General features: G+C 36.5%; 23 protein-coding genes. 15 read left to right on the top strand and 8 right to left on the bottom strand.

Annotation, left to right across the window (positions count from 1 at the left end; genetic code table 11):
- Positions 1 to 8: 8 nt before the first annotated feature.
- The 3 genes from P2Q73_RS12210 to P2Q73_RS12200 all read right to left on the bottom strand — a co-directional run bounded on the left by P2Q73_RS12210 (position 9) and on the right by P2Q73_RS12200 (position 2,066).
- Entirely contained in the window at positions 9 to 389 is a 381-nt protein-coding gene (locus P2Q73_RS12210) for a YmaF family protein (RefSeq protein ID WP_053591548.1), read from the bottom strand.
- Between the two features lie 323 nt (positions 390 to 712).
- Positions 713 to 1,750, bottom strand: a complete 1,038-nt coding sequence (locus P2Q73_RS12205) for a DUF4097 family beta strand repeat-containing protein (protein WP_275787553.1) — start codon at positions 1,748 to 1,750, stop codon at positions 713 to 715.
- Positions 1,743 to 2,066 carry a PadR family transcriptional regulator gene (locus P2Q73_RS12200; RefSeq protein WP_053591550.1) on the bottom strand — a complete coding sequence of 108 codons (324 nt, stop codon included), beginning with the start codon at positions 2,064 to 2,066 and terminating at the stop codon, positions 1,743 to 1,745. Before P2Q73_RS12200 ends, P2Q73_RS12205 begins: the two co-directional genes overlap by 8 nt.
- Positions 2,067 to 2,221: 155 nt before the next feature.
- Between P2Q73_RS12200 and P2Q73_RS12195 the strand changes: the two genes are divergently transcribed.
- Positions 2,222 to 2,557: an MGMT family protein gene (locus P2Q73_RS12195; RefSeq protein ID WP_056831037.1), complete on the top strand. Its 336-nt coding sequence runs from the start codon at positions 2,222 to 2,224 to the stop codon at positions 2,555 to 2,557.
- A gap of 23 nt (positions 2,558 to 2,580) precedes the next feature.
- The gene (locus tag P2Q73_RS12190) at positions 2,581 to 2,997 is read left to right on the top strand and encodes an NUDIX hydrolase (protein ID WP_053592277.1); all 417 of its coding nucleotides are present in this window, start codon (positions 2,581 to 2,583) and stop codon (positions 2,995 to 2,997) included.
- 15 nt (positions 2,998 to 3,012) lie between these two features.
- Here the strand turns inward: P2Q73_RS12190 and P2Q73_RS12185 are convergent, their stop codons facing one another.
- A complete protein-coding gene (locus P2Q73_RS12185) occupies positions 3,013 to 3,771 on the bottom strand; it encodes a MerR family transcriptional regulator (RefSeq protein ID WP_275787549.1) in 759 nt (252 codons plus the stop codon).
- Between the two features lie 120 nt (positions 3,772 to 3,891).
- Between P2Q73_RS12185 and P2Q73_RS12180 the strand changes: the two genes are divergently transcribed.
- Both P2Q73_RS12180 and P2Q73_RS12175 read left to right on the top strand, forming a co-directional pair.
- The gene (locus P2Q73_RS12180; protein ID WP_275787546.1) at positions 3,892 to 4,479 is read left to right on the top strand and encodes a histidine phosphatase family protein; all 588 of its coding nucleotides are present in this window, start codon (positions 3,892 to 3,894) and stop codon (positions 4,477 to 4,479) included.
- Positions 4,480 to 4,481: 2 nt separating this feature from the next.
- Positions 4,482 to 4,958, top strand: coding sequence for a cupin domain-containing protein (locus P2Q73_RS12175; RefSeq protein ID WP_275787543.1), 477 nt, complete (start codon positions 4,482 to 4,484; stop codon positions 4,956 to 4,958).
- Between the two features lie 130 nt (positions 4,959 to 5,088).
- On the opposite strand, the gene P2Q73_RS12170 is transcribed toward P2Q73_RS12175, so the two are convergent.
- Together P2Q73_RS12170 and P2Q73_RS12165 are read right to left on the bottom strand one after the other, a co-directional pair.
- On the bottom strand, positions 5,089 to 6,018 hold the full coding sequence (locus P2Q73_RS12170) for a DsbA family protein (RefSeq protein ID WP_275787541.1): 930 nt from the start codon (positions 6,016 to 6,018) through the stop codon (positions 5,089 to 5,091).
- Between the two features lie 17 nt (positions 6,019 to 6,035).
- On the bottom strand, positions 6,036 to 6,356 hold the full coding sequence (locus P2Q73_RS12165; RefSeq protein ID WP_053591556.1) for a winged helix-turn-helix transcriptional regulator: 321 nt from the start codon (positions 6,354 to 6,356) through the stop codon (positions 6,036 to 6,038).
- Between the two features lie 151 nt (positions 6,357 to 6,507).
- Between P2Q73_RS12165 and nagZ the strand changes: the two genes are divergently transcribed.
- Together nagZ and P2Q73_RS12155 are read left to right on the top strand one after the other, a co-directional pair.
- A complete protein-coding gene (gene nagZ, locus P2Q73_RS12160; protein ID WP_275787538.1) occupies positions 6,508 to 8,169 on the top strand; it encodes a beta-N-acetylhexosaminidase in 1,662 nt (553 codons plus the stop codon).
- Between the two features lie 4 nt (positions 8,170 to 8,173).
- Positions 8,174 to 8,947, top strand: a complete 774-nt coding sequence (locus P2Q73_RS12155; protein WP_275787535.1) for an alpha/beta fold hydrolase — start codon at positions 8,174 to 8,176, stop codon at positions 8,945 to 8,947.
- 160 nt (positions 8,948 to 9,107) lie between these two features.
- On the opposite strand, the gene P2Q73_RS12150 is transcribed toward P2Q73_RS12155, so the two are convergent.
- Positions 9,108 to 9,809 (bottom strand): YetF domain-containing protein, encoded by a 702-nt coding sequence (locus P2Q73_RS12150; RefSeq protein WP_082355386.1) that lies wholly within the window; start codon positions 9,807 to 9,809, stop codon positions 9,108 to 9,110.
- A gap of 157 nt (positions 9,810 to 9,966) precedes the next feature.
- Here P2Q73_RS12150 and P2Q73_RS12145 point away from each other — a divergent pair, with 157 nt between their 5' ends.
- The gene (locus P2Q73_RS12145) at positions 9,967 to 11,181 is read left to right on the top strand and encodes an MFS transporter (protein WP_156350781.1); all 1,215 of its coding nucleotides are present in this window, start codon (positions 9,967 to 9,969) and stop codon (positions 11,179 to 11,181) included.
- 41 nt (positions 11,182 to 11,222) lie between these two features.
- Positions 11,223 to 11,618 (top strand): SRPBCC domain-containing protein, encoded by a 396-nt coding sequence (locus P2Q73_RS12140; protein ID WP_275787532.1) that lies wholly within the window; start codon positions 11,223 to 11,225, stop codon positions 11,616 to 11,618.
- 185 nt (positions 11,619 to 11,803) lie between these two features.
- Here P2Q73_RS12140 and P2Q73_RS12135 read toward each other — a convergent pair whose 3' ends face one another.
- Positions 11,804 to 12,490, bottom strand: a complete 687-nt coding sequence (locus P2Q73_RS12135) for a universal stress protein (protein WP_053591559.1) — start codon at positions 12,488 to 12,490, stop codon at positions 11,804 to 11,806.
- Positions 12,491 to 12,833: 343 nt separating this feature from the next.
- Between P2Q73_RS12135 and P2Q73_RS12130 the strand changes: the two genes are divergently transcribed.
- The 7 genes from P2Q73_RS12130 to P2Q73_RS12100 are packed head-to-tail and all read left to right on the top strand — an operon-like array spanning position 12,834 to position 18,600.
- Positions 12,834 to 15,245, top strand: coding sequence for a Na+/H+ antiporter subunit A (locus tag P2Q73_RS12130; protein ID WP_275787529.1), 2,412 nt, complete (start codon positions 12,834 to 12,836; stop codon positions 15,243 to 15,245).
- Positions 15,232 to 15,654: a Na(+)/H(+) antiporter subunit B gene (locus P2Q73_RS12125; RefSeq protein ID WP_053591561.1), complete on the top strand. Its 423-nt coding sequence runs from the start codon at positions 15,232 to 15,234 to the stop codon at positions 15,652 to 15,654. Before P2Q73_RS12130 ends, P2Q73_RS12125 begins: the two co-directional genes overlap by 14 nt.
- Before the next feature lie 2 nt (positions 15,655 to 15,656).
- Complete coding sequence (locus tag P2Q73_RS12120) at positions 15,657 to 15,995, top strand: Na(+)/H(+) antiporter subunit C (RefSeq protein WP_275787526.1); 339 nt, start codon at positions 15,657 to 15,659, stop codon at positions 15,993 to 15,995.
- Complete coding sequence (locus P2Q73_RS12115; RefSeq protein WP_275787524.1) at positions 15,988 to 17,472, top strand: Na+/H+ antiporter subunit D; 1,485 nt, start codon at positions 15,988 to 15,990, stop codon at positions 17,470 to 17,472. The genes P2Q73_RS12120 and P2Q73_RS12115 overlap by 8 nt, the downstream gene beginning before the upstream one ends.
- Positions 17,473 to 17,490: 18 nt before the next feature.
- Positions 17,491 to 17,973, top strand: a complete 483-nt coding sequence (locus tag P2Q73_RS12110) for a Na+/H+ antiporter subunit E (protein WP_275787521.1) — start codon at positions 17,491 to 17,493, stop codon at positions 17,971 to 17,973.
- The gene (locus P2Q73_RS12105; RefSeq protein WP_053591564.1) at positions 17,973 to 18,257 is read left to right on the top strand and encodes a Na(+)/H(+) antiporter subunit F1; all 285 of its coding nucleotides are present in this window, start codon (positions 17,973 to 17,975) and stop codon (positions 18,255 to 18,257) included. Before P2Q73_RS12110 ends, P2Q73_RS12105 begins: the two co-directional genes overlap by 1 nt.
- Entirely contained in the window at positions 18,235 to 18,600 is a 366-nt protein-coding gene (locus P2Q73_RS12100; protein ID WP_082355309.1) for a Na+/H+ antiporter subunit G, read from the top strand. The genes P2Q73_RS12105 and P2Q73_RS12100 overlap by 23 nt, the downstream gene beginning before the upstream one ends.
- The last annotated feature ends 419 nt before the right edge of the window (positions 18,601 to 19,019 follow it).

Raw genomic sequence — 19,019 nt, 5'->3', positions numbered from 1 at the left:
CCAAATGCTTATAAACTAGTTCTCCCGCTATAATTGTGCCTATGAGGATTCATTCCATCTATAGTAGTAACCCCACTAAACTCATGATAATGACCGCCATTAGGAAGAGGAATAGCTGGACCAGTAACTCCACGAATTTCGTGTTGATGTTGATCGTCCACAGATGTAAAGGTAAAGTATCGATGAGTGTGTTGGACTCCACTTGGTGCTGGTTCAGTAATTCCAGCGTATCTGTGATTATGTCCCGCATCAAAAGAAGTAACTCCTCTAAATTCGTGGACATGGGCAGGGACGGGTCTGCCATCCCATGAAGTGATAAAAAGTTGGTGGGAATGCTGAGGATCCGAATCGTCTGAATGATACATGAATCCAGAAACAGGGATTTCCAAATGTACAACTCCTTTTTGCTATTTTCAATAACTTATGTAATTGAGATAAATAAGGATACAAACTGTATTAGAAATGAGAGTAGTACAATCTCCTTTTAGGACATGATCACAAGTACGATGGCGTTGATTCAAGAAGGAGTGACGTTTTTTTGTTGAACAATGAAATGTTTTATAAAAGTTGAATTACGAGGTTTGTTTATACTTAGATTTTGATGATTCTACATGAATTTAATCAATCTTTTTTCAAAGGTTACACTTTCTTTCGTTATTAAAACTAATAAAGAGCGTCGTATAATTGGGCTTATACAAACGCTCTTTTATAATTAATTCATTGCTCGACTTTTCGTAATTACTGTAATTTTACCATTATCAGAAGAAAGCTTAACTTTATTTGTTCCTAGACCAATCACTGTACGTGAGTTTTTTTCACCTAAAATATTAATTCCTCCAAAATCTGTCTTGGCCTGAATCGTTACATTTGTAGGTTCATTTTCAGCTTCTACAAGAATACTACCGTTATCTGTCTCAAGATCAATCATACGATCCAAGGTAGTAGTCAGCAGGGAGATTCTGCCGTTATCTGTTTTCCCAGTGATATTACCGTTTACATATTCCATCATAATTCGTCCGTTATCCGTTTTTGCTCGAATTTGTATAGCATCTATATTTCGGAGTTCAATACGTCCATTATCCGTTTGAGTAGAAAGCTTATCGACTTGAATTTTTTCCAAATCAATTCGACCATTGTCTGTTTCTACATCTAAAACAGTAGAGGCAAATTCTTTTAAACCAATACTTCCGTTGTCAGAAGTGACCTTTATTGTTTTCCCAAGAATTTTTTCTGCTCGAATACGACCGTTATCCGTTTTCATGACGATGGACGAATATAGTTTCTTCGGCAGTGCTACGTTCACTTTCATTTCTTTAATCAGGAACAAAAAGCTAAAAAAATTGAATTTCTTTGTTTTTAATTGAATCGACAATGTATCATTTACTACATCCGCTATTAGTTCTAATTTTTCATTTTCACCTATTAATTCAATAAACGTTTCATCTGTTTCAGAAGGAAAAACATTAAGAGAGCCATAATCTATATCCATCATCACGTTAGAAAAATTAGAGTGAGGAACGTGTATCATTTTATTGGTTGTTTCTATTTTTTCTGGTACATGGCTTTCTAGGATCTCCTGTGCTATTTCTTTTGGAGAGCCTAGAGAAACGGCGATGTCGCTTTCTGTTTTTCCATCTTCACGACCGTTTCTAAAATATTCTTTTATGTCTGATAGAATATCATTTCGTTCTTCCGTAGGTAGTTTCGTTAAAGCAAGCTCCAGTTCCCTTAGAAATTGTTGTTCAGTCATTTTTTACACCTTCTTCGATTAGATTGTTTACACCATTTGTAAAGGTTTTCCATTCATTTAACTGTTCATGTAAATAAGTTCTTCCTAACTCTGTCAGCTTGTAATACTTTCGTGGTGGACCTTCTGTGGATTCTTGTAAATAAGTTGTGAAGTAACCTTCCTTTGTCAATCGACGTAGTAATGGATAAACAGAGCCCTCCGATATAGAGATTTGATCTGATATTTTTTGGACAAGCTCATATCCATAACGATCTTGTTTATCTAATAGAACTAGCACACAAAGGTTCAATACGCCTTTTTTAAACTGGATATTCATTTTTTCTTTCACTCCCTTCACTACTATTCAATAAACAGTACCTTTGATAGTAATATATCATTTAGTATTATTCTATGCAAGGTACTAAGTAAAATAGTATAAAATATTTGTCAGGAATCAGTTATAATCGGAATTAATGAAAGGATTGATACGTGATGAACCCTTTTACCGAAAGAGTTATTAAAATAATAAAGTCGATTCCCGCAGGGAAGGTCATGACATATGGGCAAATTGCTAAGATTGCAGGGAGCCCTAGGGGAGCAAGACAAGTAGTGCGCATTCTGCATTCAATGAGTGCCAAGCACAGTTTACCTTGGCACCGTGTGGTTAATGCAAAAGGAGAAATTGCCATTCCGGATGAAGAGTCTGCTTATTCACAAAGGACTATGTTAGAAGATGAGGGAGTTTGCTTTCGACAAAATGGTCTTGTGGATTTAGAAAAGTCCAGATTTGCATCTGAGGTACTTGTATTTGAAGAAGATCTTATTTAAAGAGAAGAGGAAATGGAATGGATATGTTTAGCTGGCAAGGTGCAGCAGGAATTTGTATAAATGATCAAAATGAAATTTTAATGGTACTTCAAGCTGCTCCGGGAGAAGAGAAGAAATGGACTGTTCCATCAGGCACACTAGAAGAAGGAGAAACATTTGAAGAATGCTGCGAAAGAGAATTTTGGGAGGAAACAGGTTTCAGAGTACGTACATTGGAAAATGTTCATTACAAAAGTGGGGTACTGAGCGACTATGGAATATCCTACAAAGTAGATTATTTCTTAGTCGAAATAGTCAGCGGAGAAATTACAATTCAAGATCCAGACGAATTTATTCATGAAATTGCTTGGCAACCAGTGGATGAACTTTCTAAGCTGCCTCTTGCCTATCCTGAAGATGTAGACATTATCCAAACAGTTATCTCCATGCAAAAAAACTAAAAGGCAATATGCCTTTTAGTTTTTTGTGTATATGTGAACTGCATCTCTTAAAAACTCAGCCGCACCAGGTTGAATTTTATCATAATATGCGGTAAACCGTTCATCGTCCACATACATTTGAGCAACACCTGCATGTGCCTCTTTCGTATACTCGTTCCAGTAAAAGCTTAGCCATTGGCGATGTAAATCTGCTGTCTTTTGAGCAAGTTCACTATTAGGATCACCAGTTGCAATTGCTGCTTTTAAATTTACTGCAATCTCCTCTGCTAAATTCGTAACTTCTTCATACTGAGCTTGTGTCATTCCTTTTACTTTTGCGTTGGATTTATTTACTGCTTCCTCTCCGTACTTTTCACGAATTTCTTTCCCATATTGTTTCTCATTATCTTCCACCAGTTTTTGCTTAAACCCTTCAAATTTCTCTTTATCAGACATGATAATTCCCCTCTCCGTTTGTTGAATGGATTTATTGACGTTTGCAATTAATAAATCCAATTGCGTTCTTTTTTCTAACAGTTTTTCTCGATGTTCTTTCAGTGCAATGGAACGGTCGAATGTATCAGAAGTCATAATTTCTTTAATCTGATCTAGATTCACTCCAAGCTCCCTATAAAACAAAATTTGTTGCAGTTTATCTATTTCAGCAGACCCATAAATACGATAGCCAGATGAATTAATGCGTGCGGGGTTAAGCAACCCGATCTCGTCATAATATCGAAGAGTCCTGGTACTAATTCCTGCAAGCTGGCCAAGCTTTTGCACCGTATATTCCACGCTATCACCTCCTAATAAGTACAGTCTAAACCTTTACGCAACGTCAAGGTCAAGTATGAATTGTTCATTTTGTTTCATTTTATTATACTTAAAGAACTAAGTATGAGGGGGCAATAGTATATGACAACAATAGGGTTTGTGCGGCATGGAGTGACAGCTTGGAACAAAGAAGGAAGAGCGCAAGGAAATACAGATGTTCCGTTAGATGAGGAAGGAATTGAAATGGCAGAGCGCGTTGCCGATAGAATTCAATTGGAAGAATGGGATGTCATATATACAAGTCCATTAATTCGAGCGAAAAAAACTGCAGAGATCATAGCTGAAAAACAATCTGGAGCTGAACTTTTTACAGATAAGCGGTTAGGAGAAATTGGTGGGGGCATAATAGAAGGAACGACCGAAGAAGAACGTGTAGCCAAATGGGGAGCAGCATGGAGAAATCAGGACTTGGGATTTGAGCCAGAAGAGGTCATTATTTCTCGAGGGATGTCTTTTATAGAAGATGTGAAACAAGCACATCCAGGCAAACGGGTATTAGTGGTAAGTCACGGAGGCTTCATTAGTAGACTATTAAATGCACTTATTCCTAATGGAGAATTTTCAAAGGATATCGGGAATACATCTGTAACGGTCGTTGAATTAAAGGAAAATAAAAATTTATGTCATTTGTTTAATTGTATGAAGCACTTAGAAGCGAGGGAAGTTTAATGATGGATGCAGAATATTACATAAAACATCTTGGGTTAGAACCTCATCCAGAAGGAGGATATTTTAAAAGTACCTTTGCTTCTGAAGAATCAGTAAACAGTAGAAAGTTATATACTAGCATTTACTTTTTACTAGGAGCTGATGATGTATCTCACTTTCACCGTCTGAAGTCCGATGAACTATGGTATTTTCATGGTGGTAGCTCGTTATTAGTGCATGTGATTGATGAGGATGGTAACTACGTAGAGCACAAGGTAGGATTGGATATTGAAAATGGAGAAACCCCACAAGTCCTTGTACCGAAAAACTCTATTTTCGGGTCCTCGGTTATGGAGAATGGATCTTTTTCTCTCGTTGGATGCATGGTTGCACCAGGGTTTGAATATGAAGATTTCGAGCTTTTCACTCAAAGCGAGTTATTAGACAAATATCCACAGCACGAACAAATCATTCGCAAGCTGGCGTATGAAAAATTATAAGGTATTGGCAAAGAGAGACCAATATGGTTGGTAAGCAACGATGGAAAAAGACGAACTAAAGTAATTAACGACAATGCAAAAGTAATCACTAAAATGCCCTCAAGACTAAAACTTGAGGGCATTTTCCTATTTATTTAATCAGCTTAAAATAATTCTCTCCAAGTACTCTATCCACATAATAGGATCCTTCGACTAATTCCTTTTCAACAAATGAAGCAATATCCTGTTGATCTAAGCCATATAATTCTTCAATTTCACGGGAGAATAATAGCTCTTCTTTTACTAATATATTTTGTAGCTTTGGAGCCTTCTTAGGTTGAATATTTTCATCAGGAAGCATTTGTTGTAATGCTTGCACATAATATTCATATGGACGGGCCCCTACCACTTTAACTCCTTTTTGTTCTTCGTTTAAGAAAATAATAGTAGGGAATCCTCGAACACCTAATTTACTAGCCATTTTAAAATCTTCTTCCAGGCTAGCTTGTGCTGCTGCAAGGTGAGATTCTTTCACAATTGCCTCACCTTTTAATCCCATTTCATTGATGATGTCGATTAATACTTCATCACTTGCAATGTTTTTATTAAATGGAAATACAGCTTCTCTCGCTTTACGTAAAAAAATAGGTGCTAAGTTTGCATCTAATTGTTGAATGGTTTTATATACACGAGATGGAATATAAGAAGATGACACAGGGTCTTCTAACCAAAATGATCCATCTATTGGCATACGAGTGTGGTCTCCTACCTCTCGCCAATGGGCAGCGACATCCGCTGGTCCAGAAATTCCATTAGCAACATCTGCAAATCCATCCCATTTTTCGAGTAGACCACCCATTAAAGTATGCATATTAATATAATTTCCGTATTCTTCTACAAATTTACGTAATGTGGGTTCTAGAGCCCAGCAGTGTGAACAAATTGGATCCGTAACATAATATACATCTATTTTTTTGTTTGGAGCAGTTAGGTCGATTAGCCCCATTACAGTATTTCCTTCATCAACAGGACCGCATATACCTGTTTCTAAGTCACACATCATAGCGTTTTTATTCGTCATATCTGTCCCTCTTTTCATTAATTTTCTAAAGAAATATGTTTTTTTGCCCAAGCATGCACTGGTTTAAGTGCTTCCGCAAGCTCCTGACCTGTATCTGTTAGGTGATAGGAGATTTGAACTGACTGCTCCGTGCTCATTTTCTTCTCGACTAAACCGTGTTCTGCAAGTTCCGTCAATTTTAACGATAAAGCACGAGGTGTAATATCAGTTAAGTCCTTTTTCAGGTCTGAGAAATGAGCTGTATAATTTGGGCAATTGGATAAGTAATGCACGATTAAACCGTTCCATCGTCTGCCAAGTATTTGAAAGGATGATTCTAGATATGGGCAAATTTTCATGTTATTCATTCCCTCGATTCTAATAGAAGTATATTATGATATAAAAAATATATCAAGTATAATAATTATATTAAAAATTATAATATAAAGGAATATTGGATAAGAATAGAGAAAGCAGAGAGGGAAAGGTTATTATGCAGGAGGTTCTGAAATGATTAAAAAAGTAGGGATAATCCTTTTAGTATTTATCATTATGATTGCAGTAAAAATGTATTTGGGAAACAAACAAGAAATAAAAGAAGGTAATCATCAGGAGGAAGTACCCATAAGAGAAACGCCTTTAGAAAATGAGAATCTTGTTTCTCTCGTTTTTGATGAGGCAGAAAAGGGTCAAGCCTGGGATATTCCGTTTTTCGTGGGAGAAACAGATATTCAGGAAGTCCATGAATTATGGGGGACTCCAGAGAAAATGAACGAACTTTCCTCGAAGATTTATGAAGACTATTTTTCTAAAGATGCAACAATCGGTCATCTCACCAATCTTGTTTTTGATATACGCTCAAGCTCACCAGAAATTCAGCAAATCGAATTAGAGGATATTAAGAAACTAAAGGGACAAGCTGATGAAGTCCGAAGTTATCAAGATGCAAAGACCAATCAAATTATTCTTGTATATAATGTTACTTCGACGTATCAACTTAAGTGGGTGCTGCCAAAGCCAACAGAAAGTATACCTAATCCTAAAGTTGACCATATTTCGATTTTTACAGAAGTTAAAGAGGAGGTTAGTACTGATATCGCGGTTATTAAGGAAATGAGTTTGGAAGAAAAAGTTGGGCAAATGATTTTCGCTGGTATAGACGGAACTAGCTTGTCTAAAGAGTCAAGATTGCTAATTTCCAATGATAAAGTTGGTGGAATAATTTTATTTAAAGATAACTTGAAGGATGTCAATCAATCCATCTCCTTATTAAATGAATTGAAAGGAGAGAATGAGAAAAATAAGTTTCCTATATTTCTAGGTGTTGATCAGGAGGGCGGGAGAGTTTCCAGACTACCTGAACTTATACAATTGCCTACAAATCAAGAAATTGGGAGGCTAAACGATTCTTCACTCTCTTATAATATTGGTAATCTTTTAGGAAAAGAGTTAAATGCGTTTGGCTTCAATCTTGATTTCGCACCGGTACTAGATATAAATAGCAATCCTAAAAACCCGGTTATTGGGGATCGTTCCTTCGGAAACAATGCACGCATTGTTAGTACCCTTGGAATTCAAACGATGAAGGGCATTCAACATCAACGAGTTATTCCAGTAGTGAAGCATTTCCCTGGGCACGGTGACACAGCTGTAGATTCTCATAAAGAGCTACCCATTATTCAAAAGAGTTTAGAAGAATTACAAGCATTAGAATTAATACCTTTTAACGATGCGATAAAAAATGGTACAGACGTTGTTATGGTTGGACATATTCTTATGCCAAAAATTGACCCGACTTATCCTTCTTCGATGTCGAATGAGTTAATCACAAATATACTGCGGGAGAAGCTGAAGTTCGATGGTGTTGTAATAACGGACGATATGACGATGGGGGCGATATTAGATAATTATAAAATTGGGGAGGCTGCTGTAGAAGCAGTGAAAGCTGGTAACGATATTGTTTTAATTGCTCATGATTATGTCAATATTAAGGAAGCGATAGACTCCATTTTATTAGCTGTTAATGAAGGACAGATTTCAGAGGAAAGAATAAATACCAGTGTGGAAAGAATCCTTTTATTAAAAGAAAAGTATAAACTGAGTAATGAGCGAGTAGATAGGGTAAACATAGAAGAGTTAAACCAAACTATCGAACAAATATTAGGGAGATGAAAAGATGAAAACAGTGCAAATAAAAAGTTCAAGTGTAGCTTATATAGATGAAGGTCAGGGAGAGGTATTATTTCTAATTCATGGTTTTTGTGGAAGTTCTGCATATTGGAGTAGAGTAGTTCCACTACTTGCTAATCAGTATCGTGTAATTGCGATAGATTTACCGGGTCATGGAGAATCGGAGGTGCAGGATAATGTGAATCAAATTGACGATTATGCGGACTTCATCCACCAATTTTTAGATTCTTTGGAGCTAGACAAGGTAACAATGCTTGGTCATTCTTTAGGTGGTTATATAACACTCGCATTCGCAGAAAAATATAGCGAACGATTAAATGGTTTTTCCTTAATACACTCAACAGGATTCCCCGATTCAGAGGAGGCTAAAAAAGGAAGAGATACTTCAGCTCTAAAAATAGACGATGAGGGGATAGAAGTATTTGTTGACGGATTAATACCAAAACTATTTGCACCAAATAACGTGAAAAGTCATCAAAACTTAGTGGAGGAAGCGATTAAAATTGGATATTCAACTTCTCCAATTGGTGCTAAGAATGCTCTAATGGCAATGAGAGATAGAAAAGATCGAAGAGAAATAATTAATATTACTAAATTACCAGTAGTGCTTGTTGCTGGGGCAGAAGATCAACTTATCCCATCTGAGAAAACCTTCACGGCATATGGAGTTAATATAAAACAAGTAGTGCTAAAGGATGTAGGACATATGAGTATGTACGAGGCGCCAAAAGAACTGGTTAAAATCTTTGAAGAAAGATGAACTCGAAAACGTTTTCCTGAAAAGAAGGGTTGGTCGTGACGATAGTCACGACCAACCCTTTAAAATGTAGCAAAAGTCTATTTAAAAGCCCCTTTTTTTCTGGTTTTTAATGTTAATAGAAGACCGACTTTCTGTGAATTGGTCTTCTAAAAAGTGTATGTTATTTATTATATAAACTAATGTATAAGGAACCATTCGTTTGTACTTGTGCATAAAACACTTCATCCACTGAATCGATTCCTTGTTTTCGAAGTTTTTTCATTACCCACTCCTCAGATAAATCTAATTCAGTAAGATTTTTTTGTACTATTTTACCATCCGCTATTATTTCAGAAGGTAAAAATGTTGGAAGAGTAATTGTAGCCTTTACGTCTGTCTTAGTAGCTTCTTGCTGACCTACTTTTTTAAATACACTCAATTCTCCGTTTGTCTCCAGAACTGCATAATGTACGTCTTGTATGGAAAAAATAGATTGTTCTCGTAGCAGCATTAACACATCATCCATATGTAAACGAGCAGTCTTTAAAGACTTCACCACAAGTTGTCCGTCTTTAATAATAATAGTAGGTTCATCATCTATTAAGACACGTGCTCTCGGAGATTTCAGTGATATAAAGCTCATTAATAGTGTAAGAAGTGTCCACCACACTAGTGATACTAGGCCATCAAGAAAAGGTGTTTCGTGTTGTGCGGCAATCTCAGCGGCAATAGATCCTATTGTTATTCCTGTGATGTAATGGAAAAAGGTCAATTGACTCAGCTGTTTCTTTCCTAATATTCTTGCTAATATTAATAGCACTATAAAGGAAAAAGTTGTTCTAATTAACATTTCCCAAAAGTTTAACTCGAAAAATGTATCCATATTCATTTCAAACACCTCTTTTAAAATGACTTCTATTTAGTGTTGCCTAGAAAAAAGTAACTATTCTTGCTTTCTTGTTAATTTATAATTAATTGTCGAAATTTGCGCTATAATAAAACTATTCATGTATATCAATCTTAGAAAGAATGTGAAAGATATGTCTATAGCTAATGCCTCGCATAAAATGGGAAATCCAGTTTATCCTATTATGTTTGCGATCGGAGTTTGTCATTTGTTTAATGATTCACTACAATCGGTTATTCCAGCAATGTTTCCGGTTTTAGAAGAAGAAAGAGGATTGACGTTTACACAGTTAGGTTTAATATCTTTCATGTTGAATATCGTCGCTTCAGTTTTACAACCGGTAGTAGGTTTTATAAGTGATAAAAAACCTATGCCATATGCACTTCCGCTAGGTATGATAAGTTCCTTTGTTGGGATAGCGGGTATTGCATTTTCTACCGAATATTGGATGATTCTTGTTTCCGTTGTATTCCTTGGTTTTGGTTCTGCCATATTTCACCCAGAAGGTTCTCGTGTTTCCTTTATGGCTGCTGGTTCTAAAAGAGGGCTATCGCAATCCATTTATCAAGTCGGAGGGAACTCTGGACAAGCTCTTGCTCCATTAATAAGTGCATTTATTCTAGTACCATTTGGTCAAAAGGGGGCTGCACTTTTCTTAATTGTTGCAGCTATTGGTATTTTTCTATTATCCAGAATTTCTATTTGGTATAAGAAAGAGTTAGAAGTTGAGAAACTTTCTAAAAGGAAAAAAACAATACTTTCTTCTTTGCCACCTCTTTCTAAAAAACAAGTGGGTATAGCACTTACACTTTTAATGATCATTATTTTTGCGAGATCTTTTTACGTAACTAATATGACAAACTTTTATATTTTTCATTTGATGGAAAACTACGATTTATCGATTAAAAAAGGACAGCTTTTTATTTTTATATTCCTTGTGTTAGGAGCAGTTGGGACATTCTTTGGTGGTCCAATGGCAGACAGATTTGGTAGAAAAAACGTCATTTTACTTTCAATGGCTGTTCCAATTCCTTTAAGCCTCATTTTGCCGCATGTCCCAATTTGGGCAGTTGTTTTACTACTAGTAATTATTGGATTCTCCATCATGTTAAGTTTTTCAGTCACTGTCGTTTATGCACAAGAACTTGTACCTAGTAAAATTGGTACTATGGCGGGTTTAACAGTTGGACTTGCCTTTGGTATGGGTGCAATAGGGGCGGTCTTAATAGGTATATTAATGGATAACGTCGGTGTATACACAACGATGATTATCGTTTCAACGCTACCCCTTATCGGATTGGTTGCGCTTGCCTTACCAACAGATCGCAAAATAGCGGTTCAAAAGTAAAGAAGAAATAGGGGGTTCTATTAAAAGAAGGAGAAATTGTAATGAGTGATATGGAACATATAAGTTCAGTGTGGATTGATGGGGATATAGAAACTGTTTGGGATGCTATAACGGAAGAGAAGAAAATCTCACGATGGTATGTTCCGGGTTCTCCGTGGGAAATACCTAATCTGAAAGTAGGGGAGAAAGCGACATTTACGTTAATGCCTAGTGTGCATAATAATCTTTCCGAGAAACTGACGATGCCTTTAACTATTGTAGTTCTAAGAACTTATAAGGAATTTTCTCTTTATTTGGACTCGCAACAAACTCTTCTATCCTTTGTAATAGAAAAGGAAGATAATGGGGCTAGAGTGACGATGAATTCAGGTGGCTTCGATGAGTCATTAGCAAATTTAAAAGCCTTAATAGAAGGTAACGAAATTCCTTTTATTTAGGCTAAGTTATTGATAATTGTTCATTTTATTAGGGCTCATTCTTCGTGCTCATGAGCATCACACAATAGAATCTTCTTTAATCCTTATTTAGAGAAGACAACGGCACTCGCGCCTTGGCAGCCTGCTGCCAGCGCGAATGCCAAAAAGCTCAAAAAAAAGAAACTCATCGGAGTTTCCTTTAAAAATTATTGTTTAATCTTAACATTGCACCCGTCTGGAACTTGAGAGTTGTCTGTTACCAGGTTCTCTTGAATATGGACTTGGTGCATCTTGCTGTTATGCATGAATTTAAAAATCCCATTATCAAAATCTGTACCAATTTCTTTAAAGAAAATACCTTCTTGGCACATGTTTTTAGCACATGTAAAGGATACTTTATAATCATCGCCATCCGCGACCAAATACGCACGTACTCCTTTTTCGAAAATGCCATCTTCCTCGTCTTTGACAGATCGTTCTACGGAAACAACATGGAAATCAACAAAAGGAATTTCACGTAATAACACATTCATAAAAGAGCCCTTTGTAATCTCTTCCCATCTACTTTGGGCAGTTTGTCCAATAATTATTTGGGTTATATTATGTTTATGAGCTACTTCTTTTATTACTTTTGGTGAAGGGCGTTTTTCGTTATCGCGAATGATAAATTCGTCTACTTCTAGTTCTTCAGCTAAATTCTGCCATTGTTCAATATAACTTGATTTCTCGGCATCGAATGCATCGTATGGAAGAGGGTCAACTGTAAGAATATAGAGAGGGCAATCCATTATAGTAGCCATCTTATGACCTCTTCTTATTAAACGTTCGCCATTAGGACCATAGTATACGCAGACCAATATACTCTCATCCATTCTGCCTTTCGTGTGTTTCACGGTAGTCTACACCTCTTTTTCAGCTAAATAATTTTATCGTCTTTCCATTTAATTTCATCTCAAATTGTTTAATCCTCAAGCACTTCAAGTGCGAAAAGCGCTTATTTAGTGTATAATTTACAAAGTATATTCATGCATCCCTCAATTAGGTTTATATCCCATGGCAAGGAATGGGCACAAATCTTTCATTGTACTACACCTCAAAAATCTCCAAAAATACATAAGGACTCCATATGGATTCCTATTATGCTACTAGTTAGTGGTATAGTCAAGCATCTAGTTCAAATGAAATAATTCTGTAAAATTACAATTCTACAAAATTTGTCAAGTAGGAGGTTAAATTTTGTTCCCTGTTAGTTTAATTATTGTTATTCCATTTATTATTGCGGCAATCGTACCGTTTATATATAGGCGATTTACCAAAATTCATGTAGGCTGGTTTGTCCTTTTAGTCCCTATTTTTTTGTTAGTCATGCTTGCTAGGCTAATTCCCTCGATAGCAGGTGGTAAAACATATATCCATACTTATGAATGGATACCTCATTTAGGAATTAATTTCACTACTTATTTAGACGGTTTAAGTATGATATTTGGTTTACTTATAACTGGTGTAGGTAGTTTAGTTATTCTATATTCTATTTTTTATCTTTCATCTAAAGAATCCCTTCAACATTTTTATTGCTACCTACTACTATTCATGGGTGCCATGCTGGGAGTTGTGTTCTCGGACAACTTAATGGTTTTATATGTATTTTGGGAGTTAACAAGTGTTTCTTCTTTCTTATTAATCGCCTTTTGGCATCATCGTAAAGGCTCAAGACAAGGAGCTCAAAAAGCAATGCTTATTACCGTGAGTGGCGGAGTAGCGATGCTTATTGGATTTATAATGCTTCACTCTATGACTGGGACATATAGTATTCGTGAGATTATTTCAAGTCTAAGCGAGATGACAGATCACTCGTTTTTTATACCAGCAATGATTTTGATATTAATAGGGGCGTTTACAAAATCAGCACAGTTTCCATTTCATATTTGGTTACCTGATGCGATGGAAGCTCCAACTCCCGTGAGTGCATACTTACATTCCGCTACAATGGTTAAAGCTGGTATTTACTTAGTAGCCCGTTTTACACCTATTTTTGGTGGAGAACAAGTTTGGTTTTGGGCGGTTAGTGGAGTAGGTATGATTACATTATTTTGGGGTTCTTTGAATGCAATTCGACAAACAGATTTAAAGGCTTTGCTAGCGTATTCAACTGTTAGTCAGCTAGGTCTAATTATGAGTCTTCTCGGCTTAGGGTCGATTGCACTTCATTTGGGGTATTCGAAGGATTCGATTATTTATACGCAAGCAACTTTTGCCGCACTTTTTCATATGATCAATCACTCAACCTTTAAGGGTGCTTTGTTCATGGTAGTGGGAATTGTCGATCATGAACTTGGGACCCGTGACATACGAAGGCTCGGTGGGTTAATGGCACTCATGCCGTTTACATTTACGATTGCTGCAATAGGAAGTTTATCGATGGCAGGATTGCCACCTTTTAATGGTTTTTTAAGTAAAGAGATGTTTTTTGCAGCCACAGTAGCTATTACTGATGCTAATGTCTTCTCGCTCGACTCCATAGGTATCATTTTCCCAATCGTAGCGTGGATAGCAAGTGTCTTTACGTTTGTTTATTGTATGATTATCATTTTTAAAACATTTTTAGGACCAGCTCAACCAGAAAAGTTAGACAAACCAATTCATGAAGCACCTATAGGAATGCTTATTTCTCCATTTATATTAGTTGCATTTGTGGTAGGTATATTCTTATTCCCTAATTTACTAGGTGAATATATACTACGTCCAGCGATGTTTAGTGTATATCCGACATTCGCGGAGGCAGAAAGCCTCACTCCGAAAATTTCTGCCTGGCATGGAATTAAACCAGAATTACTTATGACGATTGGTGTTATTTTGGTAGGGGCAATACTGTATTATCGACTAAAAAGTTGGAAGCCAATATACAGCTTATTTTCTCAAAATTACACATTTAATGCGTTTTATAATAGGTTGCTTGCAGACAGTGAAGTAAGTTCTACATTAACAACGAAGTCTTATATGACTGGATTTTTGAGAGATTATTTAGTTTATATTTATTTGTTCTTTATAGTAACTTCAGGTGGCTTTTTATTATTTTCATCAGCATTTTCGTTTAGCACTGCTAACAATGCTCCAATTCGAGTGTATGAAGGTATACTTGTTGGCGTAATGGCGATTGCTGCAGTTGCAATGATATTTGCGAAATCTCGTGTGACAGCAGTTCTTTTGAATGGTGTTTTGGGTTACGCTATCTCTATCTTTTTCGTTATATTCCGTGCTCCAGATTTGGCGCTAACCCAGCTTGTTGTAGAATCTGTCACTACGGCTTTATTTCTTTTGGCATTTTCTCATTTACCGGATTGGAAGAAAGAGAAATCATCATCCAATAATAAGATGATTAATGCAATCATCTCGATTGCTGTTGGGGCATTTGTCATGCTAATAGGTTTTTCAGTCATCAATTACAATTCATTTGCATCGATATCGGTATTTTTTGAAAATGCTTATGAACTAGCTGGTGGAGCAAATATTGTGAATGCCATTTTAGGGGATTTCCGTGCATTTGATACGATGTTAGAGGTTGTTGTACTCTTTATTGCCGGCTTAGGAGTTTATACTCTCATTAAGTTACGAGCAAAGAAGGGGGCAGAAGACATTGAAGATCAATGATGTTATTTTACGGACAGTTACTAGAATTGTTGTGTTTATTATACTGACTTTCGGTGTGTATTTGTTTTTGTCTGGTCATAATAAACCTGGTGGTGGATTTATAGGTGGCTTAGTGCTTGGATCTGCTATCGTGCTACTTTATTTAACACATGATATAGCATCGATCAGCAAGAGTCTTCCCTTTGATTTTAAACTAGTAGCTGCCTTAGGTGTGTTAATGGCAACTTCTACAGGATTTGGTTCTATAATTTTGGGTGTGCCTTTTTTATCGCAGTCTTTTGGCTACTTTGATCTCCCTATCTTTGGGAAAACAGAGCTCACCACAGTGACTATTTTCGAGGCTGGTGTGGCATTAACCGTTGTCGGAGTAGTTGTAACAATTATTTTGAGTATAAGTGAGGATGAGTAGAGATGGAAACGTTAATTATGATATTAATCGGAATACTAACAGCCGTTGGAACCTATTTGATCCTCTCTAGAAATATTATTCGAGTAATTTTAGGGACCGCTGTTCTGTCTCATGCAGTTCATTTGTTGATCTTAACAATTGGAGGCTTAAAAAAAGGTAATGTACCTTTATTGAAGCAGGCAGACGCTCCTTATACAGATGCTCTCCCACAAGCATTGATTTTAACTGCTATTGTTATAAGCTTTGCGGTGACAGCCTTTTTACTTGTTTTAGCTTTTCGATCTTATCAAGTAAATAGGCAGGATGATCTTCATGCATTGCGAGGAACAAATGATGAATAATTTAATTGTTTTGCCGTTAATCATTCCGATTATGGTGGGAGTGATACTCGTATTTCTACGTTCGTATATACGTTTACAGAGAATCATTAGTTTGTTAGCAATGATTGGAGTGGCGTGTGTTAGTGTCTTTGTTTTAAATACCATTCAATCGGAAGGTATTCTGCGGTTAGATTTTGGTGGTTGGGAGCCTCCATTTGGGATACTTTTTGTCGCAGATTCTTTTTCCATGTTACTAGTATTAACAGCAAGTATTGTAACAGCAATCTGTTTAATTTATGCCTTTTCTTCAATCGGAGAAAGACATGAGAAAATGTTTTTCTACCCATTTGTATTATTTTTAATAGCAGGGGTAAATGGTTCTTTGTTGACTGGTGATATGTTTAACTTATTCGTTTGTTTCGAAGTGATGCTTTTAGCCTCTTATGCGCTTATAACGCTTGGAGGGGAAAAGGTACAATTAAGAGAATCGATTAAGTACGTGGTCATAAATGTGGTTGCATCTTGGTTCTTCTTAGTAGCATTAGCTTTTCTATATGGCACAACTGGAACTTTAAATATGGCTCATTTAGCAGAAAGAGTAGCAGAAGCAGGACAAGATCCATTACTTACAACGATAGCCATCGTCTTTTTGCTAGTGTTTAGCTTAAAGGCAGGATTGTTATTATTCTATTGGCTTCCAGGTTCTTATAGTGTTCCTCCGACTGCAGTAGCCGCACTTTTTGGAGCTTTACTAACGAAGGTAGGAATATATGCATTGTTCCGTACTTTTACGCTGATTTTTTATCATGAACCAGATGTTACGCATAGTTTAATCGGTGTAATGGCAGGAATCACTATTGTGGCAGGTTGTATGGGAGCGATTGCGTTCAAGGATGTGCGTCAAATTGTTGCTTATAATGTAGTCATTGCAGTTGGATTTATTTTAATTGGACTAGCAGTTGCGACACCCGCTTCGATTGAAGGATCTATTTATTACATTATCCACGATATGATTGCAAAGGCTATGTTATTTTTACTTGTCGGTACGATGATTCTACTTACTGGAAAAAATAAAATAGATGAGATAAGTGGTCTTATTCGGAACTATCCGATGTTTGGGTGGCTATTTTTCATCGTTACATTGTCTCTTACAGGAATACCTCCACTAAGTGGTTTTGTTGGGAAAATACTGGTAGGGCAAGGAGCGGTGGAAGCAGGTTCATATATTTTATTGGCTTTAGCATTTATATCTAGTATTGTGGTGTTGTATTCACTACTTCGCATATTTTTAAACTCCTTCTTCGGTGAAACAATTATTAGTTTAGGAGAAGAAATGCCACTTAAGAAAGGATTGCTAATTCCAATTGTTTTATTAGCCATTGGAACAGCTTCACTAGGACTTGGGGCAGAATTTATATCTACCTATGTAAGTGATGCTGCAAAAACTCTTGTCAATCCCGCTATCTATATTGAAGCGGTTTTAGGTGGAGAAAAGTAGAGGAAGAGGTGAATATACATGCCTGCACAGTTTTTACTTAATTTGTTTATCGCGTTTTTATGGATGTTATTACAGGATGAAGATGAGCTAAGAATTACAACCTTTATCGCTGGTTTCCTTGTAGGGATAGGGATTATCTTTTTAATGCATCGTTTTTTTGGTACGCAATTCTACTTAAGAAGATTAGTTTCTATATTAAAACTTATATTTATCTTCATATCAGAGCTAACGTTTTCAAGCATTATAATTATTAAACAAATATTAAATCCTAGACATAAAATTAAACCTGGGATTTTCACTTATAAAACTGAACTACGAGGTGACTGGGAAATCACAGCACTCGCCATGTTATTAACACTTACTCCAGGTTCTGTCGTAATGGAAGTAAATCCTGAAGGTGATATGTTTTATATTCATGCGATGGATATTGAGAAATCAAAAGAAGATGTATTAAGATCAATTGAGCGATTTGAAAAAGCGATTATGGAGGTGACACGTTGATGATAGAGATGATTCTTTTAGTTGCACTCGCCTTTTTTGCCATTTCCATATCGATTGCTCTTTTTCGAATGATTAAAGGGCCAACGATGCCAGACCGTGCAATAGCTTTAGATATGATTGGTGTCAATCTTCTATCTTCGATTGCTGTTATTTCGATGGTATTAAAAACAATGGCCTTTTTAGAGGCGATTCTTATTTTAGGTATTCTTGCTTTTATTAGTACAATTGCATTCTCGAAGTACATCGAAAGGGGGATTATCGTTGAGCGCAAGTCAGATAATTGAACTTGGTGCAGCTATATTAATCTTATTAGCTAGTATTATGAGTGTTATTAGTGCTTTTGGTATTATAACTCTCCCTGATATTTATACCCGTTCACATGCGGCTACTAAGAGCTCTACGTTAGCTGTATTATTATCCCTTTCTGGAGCGTTTGTTTATTTTTGGGTACATGATGCATTTATTAGCGTAAGGTTAATTTTAGGGATTATATTTGTTTTTTTAACAGCACCTGTCTCGGGGCATCTCATAACTCGTGCGGCGTATCGTTCAGGAGTGAAACTTTCTAATTCTTCAGCGGAGGACGAATTGAAGGAAGTTTTATTTCCAGAAGAGAAAAGTAAGTAAATCAACACCTTCCAAGATTTAGCGAGGGCACTAAAAAGTCCTCACTGAGATTTCTATAAGAGTATGTGAACGACAAGTCGTTCACATACTCGATTTTTATTTAGGACTCGTTAATTTCCGTTCCAGGCGGACGCTTTCCACCGGCATGGCTTCAACCGCTTCCCTTGCTCCTGCGCAAAGCTCGTCGCAGAAAAAATGTTGCTCCTGCGCAAGCTCGTCGCAAAAACTAATTTCGCTACGCTCAGTCCAGGGTCTTCAGCTCATGCACCTGACGCTTCGCTTTCGGTGCAGAAAACATTTGCTATTCCGGCTGGAGTCGCCGCCTTCCACTCCAATAAACTATTATCCGCTTTTCATTTAGGAAACCCTTATGCTATAAAAAAGCAAGTTTTTATCACTTACATTTTTTCGATTAGTAT

The sequence above is a fragment of the Bacillus sp. Cr_A10 genome (assembly GCF_029222665.1).
GTDB lineage: Bacteria > Bacillota > Bacilli > Bacillales_A > Planococcaceae > Psychrobacillus.
The sequence above is the reverse complement of the archived record's forward strand: the minus strand, read 5'-3'. Positions and strand labels throughout refer to the sequence as shown.